Origin of the sequence: Paenibacillus sp. RC84 (genome assembly GCF_041260495.1) — a bacterium.
In the GTDB taxonomy this organism is placed as follows: domain Bacteria; phylum Bacillota; class Bacilli; order Paenibacillales; family NBRC-103111; genus Paenibacillus_F.
Map to the genome: position 1 here is coordinate 511,793 of NZ_JBGBYL010000002.1, position 15,189 is coordinate 526,981.

The 15,189-nt window shown below is 58.0% G+C and carries 15 protein-coding genes; 14 read left to right on the forward strand and 1 reads right to left on the reverse strand.

Features of this window, described 5'->3' with window-relative positions; all coding sequences use genetic code 11:
* The first annotated feature begins 206 nt into the window (after window positions 1–206).
* The 11 genes from ABH899_RS06050 to cysK all read left to right on the forward strand — a co-directional run bounded on the left by ABH899_RS06050 (window position 207) and on the right by cysK (window position 10,608).
* Window positions 207–1,076 carry a transporter substrate-binding domain-containing protein gene (locus tag ABH899_RS06050; protein WP_009675291.1) on the forward strand — a complete coding sequence of 290 codons (870 nt, stop codon included), beginning with the start codon at window positions 207–209 and terminating at the stop codon, window positions 1,074–1,076.
* A gap of 33 nt (window positions 1,077–1,109) precedes the next feature.
* Entirely contained in the window at window positions 1,110–1,892 is a 783-nt protein-coding gene (locus tag ABH899_RS06055) for an amino acid ABC transporter permease (protein ID WP_369994812.1), read from the forward strand.
* Complete coding sequence (locus ABH899_RS06060; protein ID WP_009675286.1) at window positions 1,882–2,592, forward strand: amino acid ABC transporter permease; 711 nt, start codon at window positions 1,882–1,884, stop codon at window positions 2,590–2,592. The genes ABH899_RS06055 and ABH899_RS06060 overlap by 11 nt, the downstream gene beginning before the upstream one ends.
* The gene (locus ABH899_RS06065) at window positions 2,589–3,341 is read left to right on the forward strand and encodes an amino acid ABC transporter ATP-binding protein (RefSeq protein WP_009675317.1); all 753 of its coding nucleotides are present in this window, start codon (window positions 2,589–2,591) and stop codon (window positions 3,339–3,341) included. Before ABH899_RS06060 ends, ABH899_RS06065 begins: the two co-directional genes overlap by 4 nt.
* A gap of 198 nt (window positions 3,342–3,539) precedes the next feature.
* Window positions 3,540–4,607, forward strand: a complete 1,068-nt coding sequence (locus tag ABH899_RS06070; RefSeq protein WP_369994815.1) for an LLM class flavin-dependent oxidoreductase — start codon at window positions 3,540–3,542, stop codon at window positions 4,605–4,607.
* Window positions 4,608–4,693: 86 nt separating this feature from the next.
* On the forward strand, window positions 4,694–5,887 hold the full coding sequence (locus ABH899_RS06075) for an amidohydrolase (RefSeq protein ID WP_369994817.1): 1,194 nt from the start codon (window positions 4,694–4,696) through the stop codon (window positions 5,885–5,887).
* On the forward strand, window positions 5,884–7,044 hold the full coding sequence (gene solA, locus ABH899_RS06080; protein ID WP_369994819.1) for an N-methyl-L-tryptophan oxidase: 1,161 nt from the start codon (window positions 5,884–5,886) through the stop codon (window positions 7,042–7,044). The genes ABH899_RS06075 and solA overlap by 4 nt, the downstream gene beginning before the upstream one ends.
* A gap of 12 nt (window positions 7,045–7,056) precedes the next feature.
* Window positions 7,057–7,539: a DinB family protein gene (locus ABH899_RS06085; RefSeq protein ID WP_369994822.1), complete on the forward strand. Its 483-nt coding sequence runs from the start codon at window positions 7,057–7,059 to the stop codon at window positions 7,537–7,539.
* A gap of 25 nt (window positions 7,540–7,564) precedes the next feature.
* Window positions 7,565–8,890 carry an LLM class flavin-dependent oxidoreductase gene (locus tag ABH899_RS06090; protein WP_369994824.1) on the forward strand — a complete coding sequence of 442 codons (1,326 nt, stop codon included), beginning with the start codon at window positions 7,565–7,567 and terminating at the stop codon, window positions 8,888–8,890.
* Window positions 8,891–9,041: 151 nt separating this feature from the next.
* Window positions 9,042–9,605 (forward strand): OsmC family protein, encoded by a 564-nt coding sequence (locus ABH899_RS06095; RefSeq protein WP_218229407.1) that lies wholly within the window; start codon window positions 9,042–9,044, stop codon window positions 9,603–9,605.
* Between the two features lie 37 nt (window positions 9,606–9,642).
* Window positions 9,643–10,608 (forward strand): cysteine synthase A, encoded by a 966-nt coding sequence (cysK, locus tag ABH899_RS06100; RefSeq protein WP_369994827.1) that lies wholly within the window; start codon window positions 9,643–9,645, stop codon window positions 10,606–10,608.
* Between the two features lie 414 nt (window positions 10,609–11,022).
* Here cysK and ABH899_RS06105 read toward each other — a convergent pair whose 3' ends face one another.
* Complete coding sequence (locus ABH899_RS06105) at window positions 11,023–12,369, reverse strand: LLM class flavin-dependent oxidoreductase (protein WP_369994829.1); 1,347 nt, start codon at window positions 12,367–12,369, stop codon at window positions 11,023–11,025.
* Window positions 12,370–12,646: 277 nt separating this feature from the next.
* On the opposite strand from ABH899_RS06105, the gene ABH899_RS06110 reads away from it, so the two are divergent.
* From ABH899_RS06110 to ABH899_RS06120, 3 genes are read left to right on the forward strand one after another with little or no spacing between them, the layout of a single operon-like run.
* The gene (locus ABH899_RS06110; RefSeq protein ID WP_369994830.1) at window positions 12,647–13,432 is read left to right on the forward strand and encodes a methionine ABC transporter ATP-binding protein; all 786 of its coding nucleotides are present in this window, start codon (window positions 12,647–12,649) and stop codon (window positions 13,430–13,432) included.
* Window positions 13,429–14,097 (forward strand): methionine ABC transporter permease, encoded by a 669-nt coding sequence (locus ABH899_RS06115; protein WP_218229411.1) that lies wholly within the window; start codon window positions 13,429–13,431, stop codon window positions 14,095–14,097. Before ABH899_RS06110 ends, ABH899_RS06115 begins: the two co-directional genes overlap by 4 nt.
* Before the next feature lie 59 nt (window positions 14,098–14,156).
* On the forward strand, window positions 14,157–15,023 hold the full coding sequence (locus tag ABH899_RS06120) for a MetQ/NlpA family ABC transporter substrate-binding protein (RefSeq protein WP_369994833.1): 867 nt from the start codon (window positions 14,157–14,159) through the stop codon (window positions 15,021–15,023).
* Window positions 15,024–15,189: the final 166 nt, after the last annotated feature.

Below are 15,189 nucleotides of genomic sequence, written 5' to 3' on the forward strand. Positions count from 1 at the left end.
GAATCCGGTACATAAGAGCCGTTAGGCAAGGCGGTCGGCAAAGAGAAAGCATGTGCAGGGAATCTGAACAGACATGCTTACAAATCACAACGATGCAGGCAGACCTTCAGCCGCAAGAGACATACACCGCACGGGTTCGGACTTAATCAGGGCTGGACGATCACTATACATTCAACTATCCATAATGAAGCGGGGGAGCAAGTCTAATGAAGAAACAGGTTAGCAAATGGTTGGCGGGTGCAGGAATTTTATTACTGGCGGCAGCGTCTGCGGGCTGCGGCAAAGCCGTCGAAACGGGCGGAGGGACGACCTCGGCGGCCACGGACAAACCGGGAGAAAGCCCGGCGGGCAAGGTCCAGAAGGTCATAGTCGGCACGGGGACCAAGTTCCCGCAGGTGTGCTTTATCGACCAGAACGGCAAGCTGACGGGGTTTGACGTGGAGTTGATCAAAGAGCTCGACAAGCGGATACCGGAATACGAGTTCGAATTCAAAACGATGGAGTTCCAGAGTCTGCTGCTCAGCCTGGAAACGAACAAGATCGACTTGATCGCACATCAAATGGAAAAAAATCCGGAGCGCGAGCAGAAATATTTGTTCAATAAAGAGCCGTACAGCATTTTCCTGAACAAAGTCGCCGTCGAGATCAACAACGACACCATCAAAACCATCGACGATCTGAAAGGCAAAAAAGTCCGCACCGGAGCGACAAGCAACGAAGCGTACATCCTCCAGGAGTACAACAAGAAGAACAACAACGCCATCGAGATCGTGTACGACAACGCCACGGCCAACGATCTGGTCGATAAAATCCGCAAAGGGCGCATCGACGCCACGGTGACGTCGGATTTCGCCCTCCGCAACTATACGGACAAAGACGGCAAGGTCGCGCTGAAAACGGTCGGCGAACCTTTGACAGAATCGGATGTGCTGTATGTATTCCGCAAAACGGACGGAAAGCTGGCCGACCGGATCGACCAGGCGATCAAGGAAGTGAAGGCGGACGGAACGCTGTCCAAGCTGAGCATTCAGTGGCTCGGCCAGGATTTCTCGCACGTGGGCAAGCAGAAGAAATAAGAACCCGAAGGTTCGTACGAGAGAGGTGGTATCATGGGCAGAAGATTCGAGGCGGACTATATCTTCTTCTTTATTCCGAAGCTGCTTTCCTATCTGCACATCACGCTGCTGATCGTGGGAAGCTCCATCGCGCTGGGGCTGATCATCGGGTTTCTTATCGCTTTGCCCCGGCTGTATAACGTGCCCGTCCTGAGGCGGATCAGTCAAGTCTACGTGTCCTTCTTCCGGGGGACGCCGATTCTCATCCAACTGTTCCTGATCTATTACGGACTGCCGGAATTGCTGAAAATCGTCCAGGTGGACGTGTCCAAAACGCCGGTGCTCCTGTTCGTCATTCTCACCTATTCGCTGCACACCGGCGCCTATGTCTCCGAGATGATCCGGTCGGCGGTGGCGGCCGTTGACCGGGGGCAGGTGGAGGCGGCCTATGCGGTAGGCATGAACGGGTACGAGGCATTCACCCGGATCGTTATGCCGCAGGCGCTCGGGATTGCGCTGCCCGTTTTCGGCAACCTGGTCATCGGCAACCTGAAAGATTCCTCGCTCGCCTTTACGCTCGGCGTCATGGAAATGACGGGCAAATCCGAGACGCTGGGCACGGCGACGCAGCATTTTATCGAAATTTATATCGCCCTGTCGCTGATTTATTTCGTCGTCAGTTTTATTTTGCAGAAAGGCTTCGACGCCGCCGAGAAAAGGCTGCTGCGCCACAGCAGGCCGCTTGCGGACACGGCCGGTAAAACGGCGGCGCGCCTGAACATCTTCAGACGGCTTCAACCGGGAATCAAAAAGGAGGCGCCGGGCTATGAACCTTGATCCTGCCTTCATCGGCACGGCCTTTCTGAGCCTGCTGTCGGCTCTGCCGGTGACCCTGTATATCACGGCTGTCTCCGTTCTGGGAGGGCTGCTGATCGGTACGGGCATCGCGCTGGCGCGCATTTACCGGGTGCCGGTTCTGCATCCGGCGGCGGTTGCGTACGTGACCTTTATCCGGGGAACGCCGATGCTGATGCACTTGTTCCTCGTGTATTTCGGACTTCCGGCCGTTCTGGATACGCTCGCGGATCGTTACGGATGGTCCTTCAACTCGGGCTCCATCCCGCTCGTCGCTTTCGTGATCATCGCTTTCTCCATCACGGCGGGAGCTTATATGTCCGAAGTGGTCCGGGCGGGCATCGGGGCGGTGGACCGGGGGCAGATCGAGGCGGCTTACGCCGTCGGACTGACGACTGCGCAGGCGCTGCGGCGCATCGTGTTTCCCCAGGCATTTGCGGTCAGCCTGCCCAATTTGACGAACTCCGTCATTTCCATGCTGCATGCGACTACGCTCGCTTTTACCATCTCGGTGGTGGAAATTAACGCCCAGGCCAACATCGTGGCGTCTACGAACTGGAAGTTTTTCGAAGCCTATATAGCGGCCGCTCTCCTGTTCTGGGGAATTACAGTCCTGGTGGAAAAAGCATCGTCCGCTCTGGAGAAGCGGTTTACTCTTTACAATCGGGGTGGAGTGGCATGATTAAACTGACAGGGATTTCAAAATCGTTCGGGAAGCAGGAAGTGCTGAAAGGCATCGACCTGACCGTGCATAAAGGAGAAGTCGTCGTTATCCTGGGGCCGAGCGGATCGGGCAAAACGACGCTGCTGCGGTGCATTAATTTTCTGGAAAAGCCGAACGCCGGCGAAGTGACGATCGGGGATTTTACCGTCGACTGCAAGCGCTCGGGCCGCAAAGATATTCATACGCTGCGCAAGAAAACCGCCATGGTGTTCCAGCAGTACAATTTGTTCAAACACAAGACCGTTCTGGAAAATGTGATGGAAGGACTGGTCGTCGCGCAGAAGTTTCCGAAAGACGAGGCGCGTGCGCGAAGCGCGGAAGTGCTTCTGAAAGTCGGATTATCCGGGAAACTGGACGCCTATCCGAGCCAATTGTCCGGCGGTCAGCAGCAGCGCGTCGGAATCGCGCGGGCACTGGCGCTGAATCCGGAGGTCATTCTATTCGACGAACCGACCTCGGCCCTGGACCCCGAGCTGGTCGGCGAAGTGCTCGCGGTCATCCGCAAAATCGCCAAAGAGGGCATTACGATGATTGTCGTGACGCATGAAATGGGATTCGCCAGAGAGGTGTCCAATCATGTGGTCTTTATGGACGGCGGCGTAATCGTCGAGGAGGGTCCGCCCGGAGAGCTGTTCAACGCGCCCAAAGAAGAGCGGACCCGGCAGTTTCTGAAGCGGATCACGCCTGAACTGAGCTATTCCATTTAAAACGCGGAGCCGGAAAAAGACGCAACGGCAAAGACGCAACGGCAAAGACGCAACGGCAAAGACGCAACGGCAAAGACGCAACGGCAAAGACGCAACTGCAAAACGAAAATGCAAAGACGCAACAGCAAAAACGCAACAGGAAAGACGGTTCTGTCTGTACGGCCGGAATTCGTTTTTTTACAAGGAGGAAACCAAGTTATGGCCATTAAACTGAGTATTCTGGACCAGACCCCTATCTACGAAGGCGAAACCGGGACGGAGGCTTTCAAGCGGACCGTCGCTCTGGCCCGGCGGGCGGAGGAGCTCGGCTACCACCGCTTCTGGGTGGCGGAGCATCATGACTCCGGGCACGTCGCCGGATCTTCGCCGGAAGTGCTGATCTCCCATCTGCTGGCCAAAACCGAACGCATCCGGCTCGGATCGGGAGGCGTCATGCTTCAGCATTACAGCCCGTACAAAGTTGCGGAAAACTTTAACGTGCTGTCCGCGCTCGGACCGGGAAGGATCGATCTGGGGATCGGCCGCGCTCCCGGCGGCCTGCCGAGATCGACGCAGGCGCTCCAAAAAAACGTCGTAGACGCCGATTCCCTGACGGACAAAATCGTCGAGCTGCGCAAATTTCTTCACAACCGGCTGGAAGAAGATCACCCGCTGGCCGGTCTCCGTGCGAATCCGGTACAGGAGCGGCCCGCGGATCTTTACGTTCTCGGAGCGAGCACGGGAAGCGCCCGGATTGCGGCGGAACTGGGTCTGCCTTACGTGTTCTCGCTGTTTATTAACGGGGACCCGCAGACGGCCGTGGAAGCCATCGGGACGTACCGGAGCGAGTTCAATTACGCGGACGGCGCCGAACCGGCGGCGATACTCGCTTTGTCGGTCATTGCGGCCGGAAGCGAGGAAGAAGCGGAGGAGCTGGCCGGGGACCATAAGCTGGTCAAGATCCATCTGGAGAGCGGCCGGACGATTACGGTCAGCACCTTGGAGCATGCGGAGGAATTCGGTAAGCAGAGCAGCGAGAACTTCACGATCGAGGTGAAGGAGCCTTCGGTGACGAAAGGGACGATCGAAACCGTGAAGAAAGAGCTGCTGGAGCTGCAACTGGCGACCGGCGTGGACGAATTTATCGTTTTGACCGCGGTCAAAGATTTTGCGAAGCGGGTGCGGTCGTTCGAGCTGCTGATCGAAGCGTTGTCGGGTGCGGACACGGCGGCTGAAACGGAAGCGGGTGCGGAAACAGCCGGGCAGCGAGTATCGGTAGAGGCTTGAGCTGCCGCGATTGTCGGACGGCAATCCGCTGCATCGCGCTTCTTAAGCAGCCTTAAGCAATCTCAGTCAAAAGGAGGGTGAAAGCCATGACTAGCGAAACACTGGCACATCAAGAGCAGTTGGAGGAGCTCGCCGCAAGACTCGTCGCGGTCCGGCGTCATCTGCACGAGAATCCCGAACTGTCTCACGAAGAATTCGAAACGACGGCTTTTATTAAAGCCTGGCTGGAAGAGGCCGGCATCCGCATCGCCCCTTATTCCCTGCGGACCGGGCTCATTGCCGAAGTGGGGGGGCTGCGTCCGGGACCTGTGGTCGCCATCCGGGCGGACATTGACGCGCTGCCGATCCGGGAAGAGACCGGCCTTCCTTACGCGTCCAAGATTCCGGGGAAAATGCACGCCTGCGGCCACGATTTTCACACGGCGGCCGTTCTCGGAGCGGCTTATCTGCTCAAGCAGAGGGAAGAGGAGCTTCCGGGCACAGTCCGCTTCCTGTTCCAGCCGGCCGAAGAGAAAGCGAGCGGCGCTCTCAAAGTGATCGGCAGCGGAGCGCTGGAGAACGTGCGGGCCGTATTCGGGCTGCACAATAAACCCGATCTGCCGGTCGGGACGCTCGGCATCAAAGAAGGTCCGCTGATGGCGGCTGCGGACGGTTTCGTCGCCGAGATAGAAGGCCGGGGCTCGCACGCGGCCCTGCCCGAAGCCGGCAGCGATCCGATCGTGGCGTCCGCGCAGATCGTTTCGGCGGTCCAGTCCATCGTCAGCCGCAACATCAGCTCGCTGGACAGCGCCGTCGTCAGCGTGACGAAGCTGCACAGCGGCACCGCCTGGAACGTGATTCCGGAGAAAGCGCTGCTGGAGGGCACGATCCGCACCTTCGACGAAGGCGTACGAAGCCGCGTGCTGGCGCGCTTCCGCGAGGTCGTCGAGGGAGTGGCGGCGGCCAGCGGGACGAAAGCGTCGCTCCGCTGGATCCAGGGTCCGCCTCCCGTGAACAATTCGGCCGAGCTGGCCGCGCTCGCGAGAAGCACGGCCGAGAGCTTGGGCTACATAGCGGTGACGCCGCTTCCGTCTCCGGCAGGCGAAGACTTCGCCTTCTATCAGCGGGAAGTGCCCGGGCTTTTCGTCTTCGTCGGGACGGACGGACCGCACGAGTGGCATCATCCGGCGTTCGACCTGGATGAAGGGGCCCTTCCGGTGAGCGCGCAATTTTTCTCGGAGCTGGCCCGGCGTGCGCTCCTGGAACTCTCCGGGCAGCCCGCAGGCGGAGCAAACGGATGAACGGCGGGATGACGTATGACGTCATCGTGGTCGGAGCGGGCTCGATGGGCATGAGCGCAGGCTACCACCTGGCGAAGCAGGGAGTACGGACGCTGCTCATCGATGCCTTCAACCCGCCGCACGGGGAAGGCAGCCATCACGGAGAGCCCCGGCTTATCCGCCACGCTTACAGCGGAGGGCCCGCCTACATCACGATGGCGCTGCGCGCCCAGGAGCTCTGGGAGGAGCTCCAGGCGGAGACCGGCGCGGAGCTGATGGTCCCGTCAGGGGTGATCAACATTGCGGGTGCGGACGCGTTCCGCACCCGGGCCGAAGACGCCCGGAAGCTCGGCGTCCGTGCCGAGCTGCTGGACGCGGCCGAGATCGGCCGACGCTGGCCGGGTTTCGAGCTGCCGGAGCATTTCGCCGGGATGTATGAACCGGACGCCGGTTATCTCTTCAGCGAGAAGTGCGTCGCCGCCTACCGGAGGCTGGCCGAAGAGGCGGGAGCCCGGCTGCTGACGGATACGCCCGTGCGCCAGCTGAACGCGCGGGAAGGCGTCGTCGCCGTCCATACGGACCAGGGCGTGTACTATGCGCAGCAGGCCATCCTCGCCACCGGCGCCTGGTTCCGGACGCTGGAGCCGTTCGTGAAGCTGCCCGTCCGGGCGGTCCGCAAAGCGGTAGGCTGGTTTCAGCCGAAACAGCCCCTGTTCGGTGCGGGCCGCTTCCCGGGATTCACCATCGGCGGCGGCGAGGGAGGCTACTACGGCTTTCCGGACATCGGCGGCGCGGGGGTCAAAATCGGCAGACACGACACCGGCGTGGAATGGACGGCGGGTGAGGCTCTGGAGCCTTTCGGCCGTTACGAAGAGGACGAAGGGGATCTGCGCCGGGCGCTGGAAGCTTATATGCCCCAGGCGGCTGGCCGGCTGAACCGGGGCGCCGTCTGCAAATACGAGCTTTCCCCCGACGAACAGTTTATGATCGACCGTCACCCGGCCCATCCGTCCGTTCTTCTGGCGGGAGGATTTTCCGGTCACGGGTTCAAATTTGCCAGTGTCGTCGGGGAGATTCTCGCCGATCTGACGCTGTACGGACGGACGCCGTTCGATATCCGTCCGTTTGCTTTGACGCGTTTTACACAAGGGGCCCAGAGTCCCCGGACGACTGCATAAGGAGGAAGAACAATGAGCGGTTCCGGCATTTTAAACGTAGATATCCAACTTTATTTATCGGTTTACGATCAATTGAAACTGGCGGTCGCGGGACTGGACGAAGAGCAGCTCAAGCGGAAAGAAGCTCCGGGAAAATGGAGCATTACGGAGGTGCTGGCGCATCTGGCCGACCACAATATCGTGGTCTCGTTTCGCATCCGCGAAATTTTGGCGGGCTCGGATAAGACCCTGCCGGGATTCGCCCAGGACCCTTGGGTGGAAGGACAGCGGGCGAATGAAAGCGACGTTTCCGAACTGTTGGACGCTTATGCGGCACTGCTGCACTACAACGCGGTGTTGTTCCGGCGGCTTACGGAGGAAGACTGGAAGAAAACCGGCACCAATTTCAAAGGGGAGACCGTCACCCTGGCGTCTGTCGTGAATGCTTTTACGGCGCACGTGCAAACTCATCTGGCGCAAATCGAACGGATCAAATCACGGGTAGCGGCTGTATAAGAAAAGCGGAAGGGGAGGAACGATTATGAGTAAAAAAAGACAGTTAAAGCTGGGCGCGCTTCTGCATGGGGTCGGCGGTAACCCGGCGATGTGGAGACACCCGGATGCGCAGCCGGACGCGAGCGTGAATATCGAGTTGTACAAAAAATGGGTGCGGAAGGCGGAAGCGGGCAAGTTCGATCTGATCTTCATTGCCGACGGCTTGTATATCAACGAGAAGTCGATCCCGCATTTCCTGAACCGTTTTGAGCCGATTACGATTCTGAGTGCTCTGGCTGCCGTGAGTACACACATCGGCCTCGTCGGAACCCTGTCGACCTCGTACAGCGAACCGTTTACGGTCGCCCGGCAGTTCGCTTCCCTCGACGCCATCAGCGGCGGTCGCGCAGGGTGGAACGTCGTCACTTCACCGCTCGAAGGGTCCGCGTTAAATTATGGCAAATCGCATCCCGAACACGATCTGCGCTACAAAATCGCGGAAGAATACTTGGATGTGACGAAAGGATTGTGGGATTCCTGGGAAGACGACGCTTTCGTACGGGATAAGGAATCCGGCGTATTTTTCGATCCGGAGAAGCTGCACACCTTGAATCACCAGGGCGAATTTTTCTCCGTCCGGGGACCGTTGAACATTGCCCGTTCCAGACAGGGACAGCCGGTTATTTTCCAGGCGGGAGCCTCAGAAGTGGGCAAAAACTATGCGGCTAAAGTGGCGGACGCCATTTTCGCCGGGCACGAAAACCTGGAGGACGCCGTCCGTTTCTACAAGGAAGTGAAGGAGAGGGCCGCTTCGCACGGGCGTTCGCCGGACGAAGTACTTATTTTCCCGGGCATCGGGCCGATTATCGGATCGACCGAGGAGGAAGCGGAACGCAAGTACCAAGAGGTAGCGGACCTGGTGACGATCGAGACGGCGCTCGATTATTTGGGCCGTTTTTTCGAGCATCACGATTTCTCGCAGTATCCTCTGGATGAGCCGTTCCCGGATCTCGGCGATCTTGGCAAGAACAGCTTCCAAAGCGGGACCGACAAAATCAAGCAGGAAGCGAAGGAGAAGAACCTTACGCTTCGTCAGGTAGCTTTGCAGGCCGCAACGCCGAAAGGACGTTTCGTCGGAACGCCCGAGAAGGTCGCGGACCTTATTCAGGAGTATTTCGAAGCGGGCGCCGTGGACGGCTTTATGCTTTCCGCCGCCGTACCGAGCGGGCTGGAGGATTTCGTGGATCATGTGGTGCCGATCCTCCAGCAGCGCGGCATTTTCCGTACGGAGTACGAAAGCGATACGCTCCGGGGCAACCTCGGACTGCCGGTACCGGCCAACCGGTATACGAAACAGCCGGAGACAGTTTGAGCCGGGTTGATAGAGTTTGGCTGCGCTGCTGCGCTGTTGCGTAGAACATGCGCGTGTGGAATCAGTGCCCGTGGGCGGGGAGTCCGCTCGTCGGGCGGTCGGGGCTAGTTAAGGAACGGCAGTTCAATCCATGGGAACGGGAGTGAGCGTTATGAGCCAGTTAAACGATTATTTGGCCGCCAAAAAGAAGTCTCTGGAGGAGCGCGAGGAGGAGCGCAAACGAGTCGCGAATCAGCCGTCGGACGTGCTGAAGGCCAAGGTAAGAGCCAAGGACCGGAGCGGCGTAAGGGAAATCCGTATCCGGAATTTCCAGATTCTTAGCGACAGCCTGCCGGATTTCGCCGGATTCGACCTCGGGCCGAATTCGGCGGAGATTCAGCTGGGCGTTCTCGGAAGCTGCCTGACGCACATCACGCTGATTCAAGCCGCTCTGCGGGGAGTTCCGCTGGAATCGCTGGAAGTGGAGGTCGAAGGCGAGCTGCATAAGTTTGCCGGAAAAGACGGCTACGAGGAGATTCCTTTCTGGCCTCACAATATCCGCTACACCCTGCACATCGAGTCGGCCGCTTCCAAGGAAGAAATCGCCGAGCTTCACCGGGGAGTCGAGGAAGTCTGCCCTATCTTAAATCTGCTTCAAAGACCTCAGGAAATAACGGGCAAGGTCCTGCATTCTTCCGGCAGCGGAGAGGCGGGAGAAGTAACGATCGGAAGCTGACATCACGATCCGGGAGGCGGAGGAGGAGGCGGCTCTCATGTCTGCAAGAGACGGAGAGAAGGTTGAAGGTGCCGGACACGGTCCCGCAATGGCGGGCAGCGTACTGGAGCTGATCGGGGATACTCCGGTCGTCCGTATCCGGCGGCTGTCGGGTGAGAACGACGCCGAGCTTTACGTCAAGCTGGAGTCGTTCAACCCCGGCGGAAGCGTGAAAGATCGTGCGGCCCGGCACATGATCGGGCAGGCCGAACGGGACGGCAGGCTGCTCCCCGGCGGAACGATCATCGAAGTGACCAGCGGAAACACGGGCATCGGCATGGCGATGGTGGCGGCCGTCAAGGGATACAGGCTTATCGTAATCATGTCCGATAACATGTCGGCGGAGCGTACGGGAATTCTGCAAGCGTATGGGGCGGAAGTTGTCCTCTACCCGGCGGAAGAAAAGATCGAAGGCGGCCTCCGCAGGGCGAGGGAGCTGGAAAGGCGTATTCCCGGCAGCTTCGTTCCCGTCCAGTTCGAGAATGCCGGCAACGCCGACGTTCACCGGTTTACGACCGCTTCGGAAATATGGGAGCAGATGCAGGGAAGGCTGGACGCCTTCGTATGTACCTCGGGCACCGGAGGCACGATAACGGGCACGGGGGAGTCGCTTAAATCCAGACTGCCGGATTTGCGTATTTACGTCGTCGAATCGCGCTGTTCGCCTCTACTCTCCGGCGGCGAACCGGGGACTCACCGTATCCCGGGAATCAGTCCCAGCTTTATTCCGCCGGTCCTCAACACGCAGCTCTACGACGAGGTGCTGCAGATCGGGGACGACGACGCGCATGAGACGGCCAGGGAGCTTGCCCGCCGGGAAGGGCTGCTTCTCGGGCCTTCCTCGGGAGCGGCCGTGTGGGCGGGTATACGGATTGCCCGGCAGCTCGGAAGAGGGAAGAAGGTGCTCTGCATCGCTCCGGATACGGGGGAGCGATATTTAAGCACGGGGCTTTGCGATGTTTGAAGCCATGCTTCCGTTTACCTTAGCAGCTACTGCATCGCCGGAAAGCGGGGGCGTGAACGCAGCAAATGACATCACGCCGGGCGAAGCGCCCGGAGAAACACACACGCTCCACCGTAACAGCGAACCGTTTGCGTGCCGATGCGACGGTCATTCAGGCAGCGAATCGCGTACGCGGCAAAGCCGGCATCAAAAGCGTAGCAAAGCAAGCAGCATACGCCCAGCGGGCATAAAGAACACACAACAAGTGCGCACGCGTCAGCGCGAGTATACAAGATCGCAGCGAGCCTGCACGCGCCAAAAGGAGCCCGTGGAATCCGGGCTCCTTTTCTATGTGCTTTTGCGGCGGCACATACCCGCTGCAAAAGCCCGCCACGAAGCAAGCGGCCGCCTTCCGGCACGCTCGCGAGCGCCTGTTTACGGGCGGGATACTTCCTCCCGGGCATAGCGGTTCTCCGGCACGCGCAGACCGAGGTGCTCTCTGAGCGTATCGCCCGCATACTCCGTGCGGAAGAGTCCGCGCTGCTGGAGAAGCGGGACGACTTCCTCCACGAAATCGTGAAGTCCGTCCGGCAGCAGCGGGGCCATCAGCATAAAGCCGTCGGCTGCGTGCTCCGTAAACCACTCTTCGAGCGTATCCGCGATTTTCTCCGGGGTGCCGACCCAGTCTTCCCGGCTGAAGGAGCCCGTAAGAAGGGAGTAGACTTCACGGAGCGTCGGATTCTCCCGGGCAATGACAGACTGGTGCTTCCGGTAATCGGATTTGTCCAGCTCAAGGCGGTCCAGCCCCGCATCGGCGGCACGGGATTCCAGCGTTAAACCCGCGAAATCGACACCCGGGAAATAGTCTTGCAGGAAGCTGAAACCCGTTTCCTCGGAAATATACGACTCGAGCTGCCTGTATTTCTCGTCCGCTTCTTCCTGGGTTCGGCCGATTACCGGAAAAATTCCCTGCAAAATGACGACCTCGTCGGGTGAACGGCCGAAAGAGGCGACTTTGCTTTTGAACGTGTCGTAAAACTCCCTGGCTTCCTGTTTGCTGTACTTGATGGAGAAAATCACTTCCGCCCGCTTGGCGGCGAACTGCTGGCCGGATTCCGAGGTCCCCGCCTGCACCAGCACCGGATACCCCTGTGGGGAACGCGCGATATTCAGCGGCCCCTCGACGGAGAAGAATTCGCCCCGGTGGTTAAGGCGGTGCATTTTACCCGGATGGAAGAAAACACCGCTCTCCTTGTCCTGCACGAAGGCGTCGTCCTCCCAGGAATCCCAGAGCCCCGTCACGACCTCGACGAATTCCTCCGCCCTTTTGTAACGGAAGCCGTGCTCCAGATGATCCTGCGCTCCGAAATTCCGGGCCGTGCTGCCGGACAGATCGCGTGTCGTCACGATATTCCAGCCTGCCCGGCCTTTGCTGATCTGATCGACGGACAGCAGGGAACGCGCCAGATTGAACGGCTCGATGTAGGACGTGGAAGCGGTGGCGACGACGCCGATTTTGGATGTGGCGCCCGCAAGCGCGGTAATGAGCGTAAGCGGTTCGAAACGGTTCAGGATATTCGGATGGGAATCCTCATTGATGGCGAGACTGTCGGCGATAAAAGCGATATCGAACTTGCCGCGTTCGGCCGTTTGGGCGAGCGCTTTGTAATAATCGATGGAGATGCTGGCGCTTCGCTGCGCGTTCGGATGTTTCCACGAGGCGACATGCATTCCGGTGCCCACGAGGTAGGCGGATAGCTTGATTTGTCTGTTGGCTGCCAAGAGGGTTCCTCCTTATAACCTAGTTATTTCATAGGAATAATATGTTAAAGATTAACATCAAGCGCCGGAGGCCGTCAATCCTCGTTTTTTATTCTCAAAAGGCGGTTGACAAGAGGGGAAAGCTGATATAAATTAAACAAAAGACATTGGTTTAGTCGGAAATAACTTCATAAGTCGTTAGTTGACCAGATAGCTGGAAACTAAGCTCTTTACCGGACGGCCGGTAAGATGGGCTTGGTTTTTTTTATTGAAAAAATTTCCGGGCAGGTGTAGGCACATGATTCTCGTAGAAAATCTGACCAAGTCGTACAAAAGCGCCAGCGGTCCCGTAACGGCCCTGGAAAACATCAATCTGCGCATCCAAAAGGGGGATATTTTCGGCATCATCGGATTTAGCGGGGCGGGGAAATCCACATTAATCCGCTGCCTCAACCGGCTGGAGGAGCCCGATTCGGGCACGGTGGAAATCGAGGGGCTGCGCATCACCGATCTGGGCGAGAAGGAACTGCGGATGGCCCGGCGTAAAATCGGCATGATTTTTCAACAGTTTAATCTGCTCGATTCCAAAACCGTTTTCCAGAACGTGGCGTTCCCTCTTAAAGTGGCGGGAGTTCCCAAACCGCTTCTGGCCGAGAGAGTGAGAGAGATTCTGGATCTGGTGCAGCTGGGGGACAAAGAGAACGTCTACCCGTCCCAGCTCAGCGGAGGCCAGAAGCAGCGGGTCGGGATTGCCCGGGCGCTTGTGAACGAACCCGATGTGCTTCTGAGCGATGAAGCGACCTCGGCGCTCGATCCGCAAACGACTTATTCCACGCTGGAGCTGCTCAAAGACATTAACCGCCAGTTGAAATTGACGATTGTATTGATCACGCACGAGCTGGACGTCCTCCAGCACATCTGCCGCAATATGGCGGTCATAGAAAAAGGTAGAATTGTAGAGACCGGAACTGTGGATAAGTTCTTTCTCCAGCCGGAGAGCGATACCGCAAGAAGATTCGTCAGCATTATCGACCATTACCGCAGCAAGCGGACGGTTCTGGAAGGAGCGGGGGCAGGCATATGAGAGACGATTTGGTCGATTTGCTGGTCGAAGGGCTGCAGGAGACGCTTTTCATGGTCGTCTGGTCTTCCCTGTTCGCTTTCCTGCTGGGCAGCGCGCTCGGCATCACTCTGGTGGTTACGGAAAAAGGCGGCATTCTTGCGGCCCCGAAGCTGAATAAAGTGATCGGGGCCGCGATCAATGCGGTACGGTCCCTGCCGTTCATTATTCTGATCGTGCTGCTCCTCCCGCTTGCCAGGCTCATTGTCGGCACGACCCTCGGTCCGACGGCGGCGATTGTGTCCCTCTCGATCGGAGCCGCTCCATTTCTGGGACGGATTATCGAAAACTCGCTGAAAGAAGTCAGCTCCGGCAAAATCGAAGCGGCCAAATCGGTCGGCGCTTCGCCGTGGACCATCATCCTCCGCGTGCTGATTCCGGAGGCGCTTCCGGCCCTGATCCGGGCGGTCACGATCGGCGTCATCGCGATCACGGAATTTACGGCGGTAGCGGGCGCCATCGGCGCGGGAGGCCTCGGCAGCCTCGCCATCCGGTTCGGTTACCAGCGCTTCCGGGAAGATATCCTGATTGCCACCGTTATTCTTATTATTCTGATTGTCCAGATTATCCAGTGGTCCGGCGATTCCATCGCCAAATCGGTCATCCGCAAACGCTACAAGCTGGAATAAACGATCCGTCCGTTTTATCTGTTTTTTATTCATTACATAGAAGAAAGAAGGCGTATTCCATGACACCTACACGATTAAGCGCTATTGCGGCCATTCTGCTCGCTGTCACGTTGACGGCTGCCGGATGCGGAAGCCAAGGCAAAGGAGAGGTTACCGCTTCGGAGAAGACCGGCAGTACGCCGGGAGCGTCCAAAGAACCCGCCAAAGAGGTGAAACTTACCGTAGGAGCGGCGGCCGTTCCGCATGCGGAGATCCTGGAAGTCGTAAAACCGAAATTGAAAGAACAGGGAATCAACCTGGACATTAAAGTGTTCGATGACGAAGGCCAGTTGAATCCGGCTTTGAAAGACAAACAGATCGACGCGAACTACTTTCAGCACGTGCCGTACCTGGATTCGGTCAAGAAAGAGAAAGGCTTTGACTTTGCGGTGACTGCCAAGGTTCATGTGGAACCCATCGGATTTTATTCGAGCAAGCTGAAATCCAAGGACGAGATCAAAGACGGCGCGAAGATCGGTATTCCGAACAATCCCTCCAACGAATACCGGGCGCTGGTCCTCCTGCAGCAGCAGGGTCTTATCAAGCTGAAAGAGGGGCTAACCACCTACGAGGCTACGCCGAAGGATATCGCGGATAATCCGAAAAACCTGAAGTTTTTCGAAACGGACTCCGCCACTCTGCCGAGGGCGCTGCCGGATTTGGACGGTGCGATTATTAATACTAATCTCGTCCTTGAAGCCAAGCTCGATCCCAAATCGGCCTTATTCCGGGAGGATGCCAACTCTCCTTACGCGAATGTGATCGTAGTCCGCAAAGGCGATGAGAGCCGGGACGAAATCAAAAAACTCGATGCGGCGCTTACCGGCCCGGAAGTGAAGAAATTTATCCAGGACAAATACGGCGTTGCCGTTGTCCCGGCTTTTTGAACAAAGCTAAGTCTCCAATCGTATGTCCGAATAAAAGACGCACAGACCGAATTCCGGGCTGGGGCGTCTTTGTGTCTATTAGCTCGATTTTTAAGGCGGATATTTCAAAAACGAGATAAGAGTACACCAATGACCATACCAATCTGCAAGTTAGCTCATATGTATA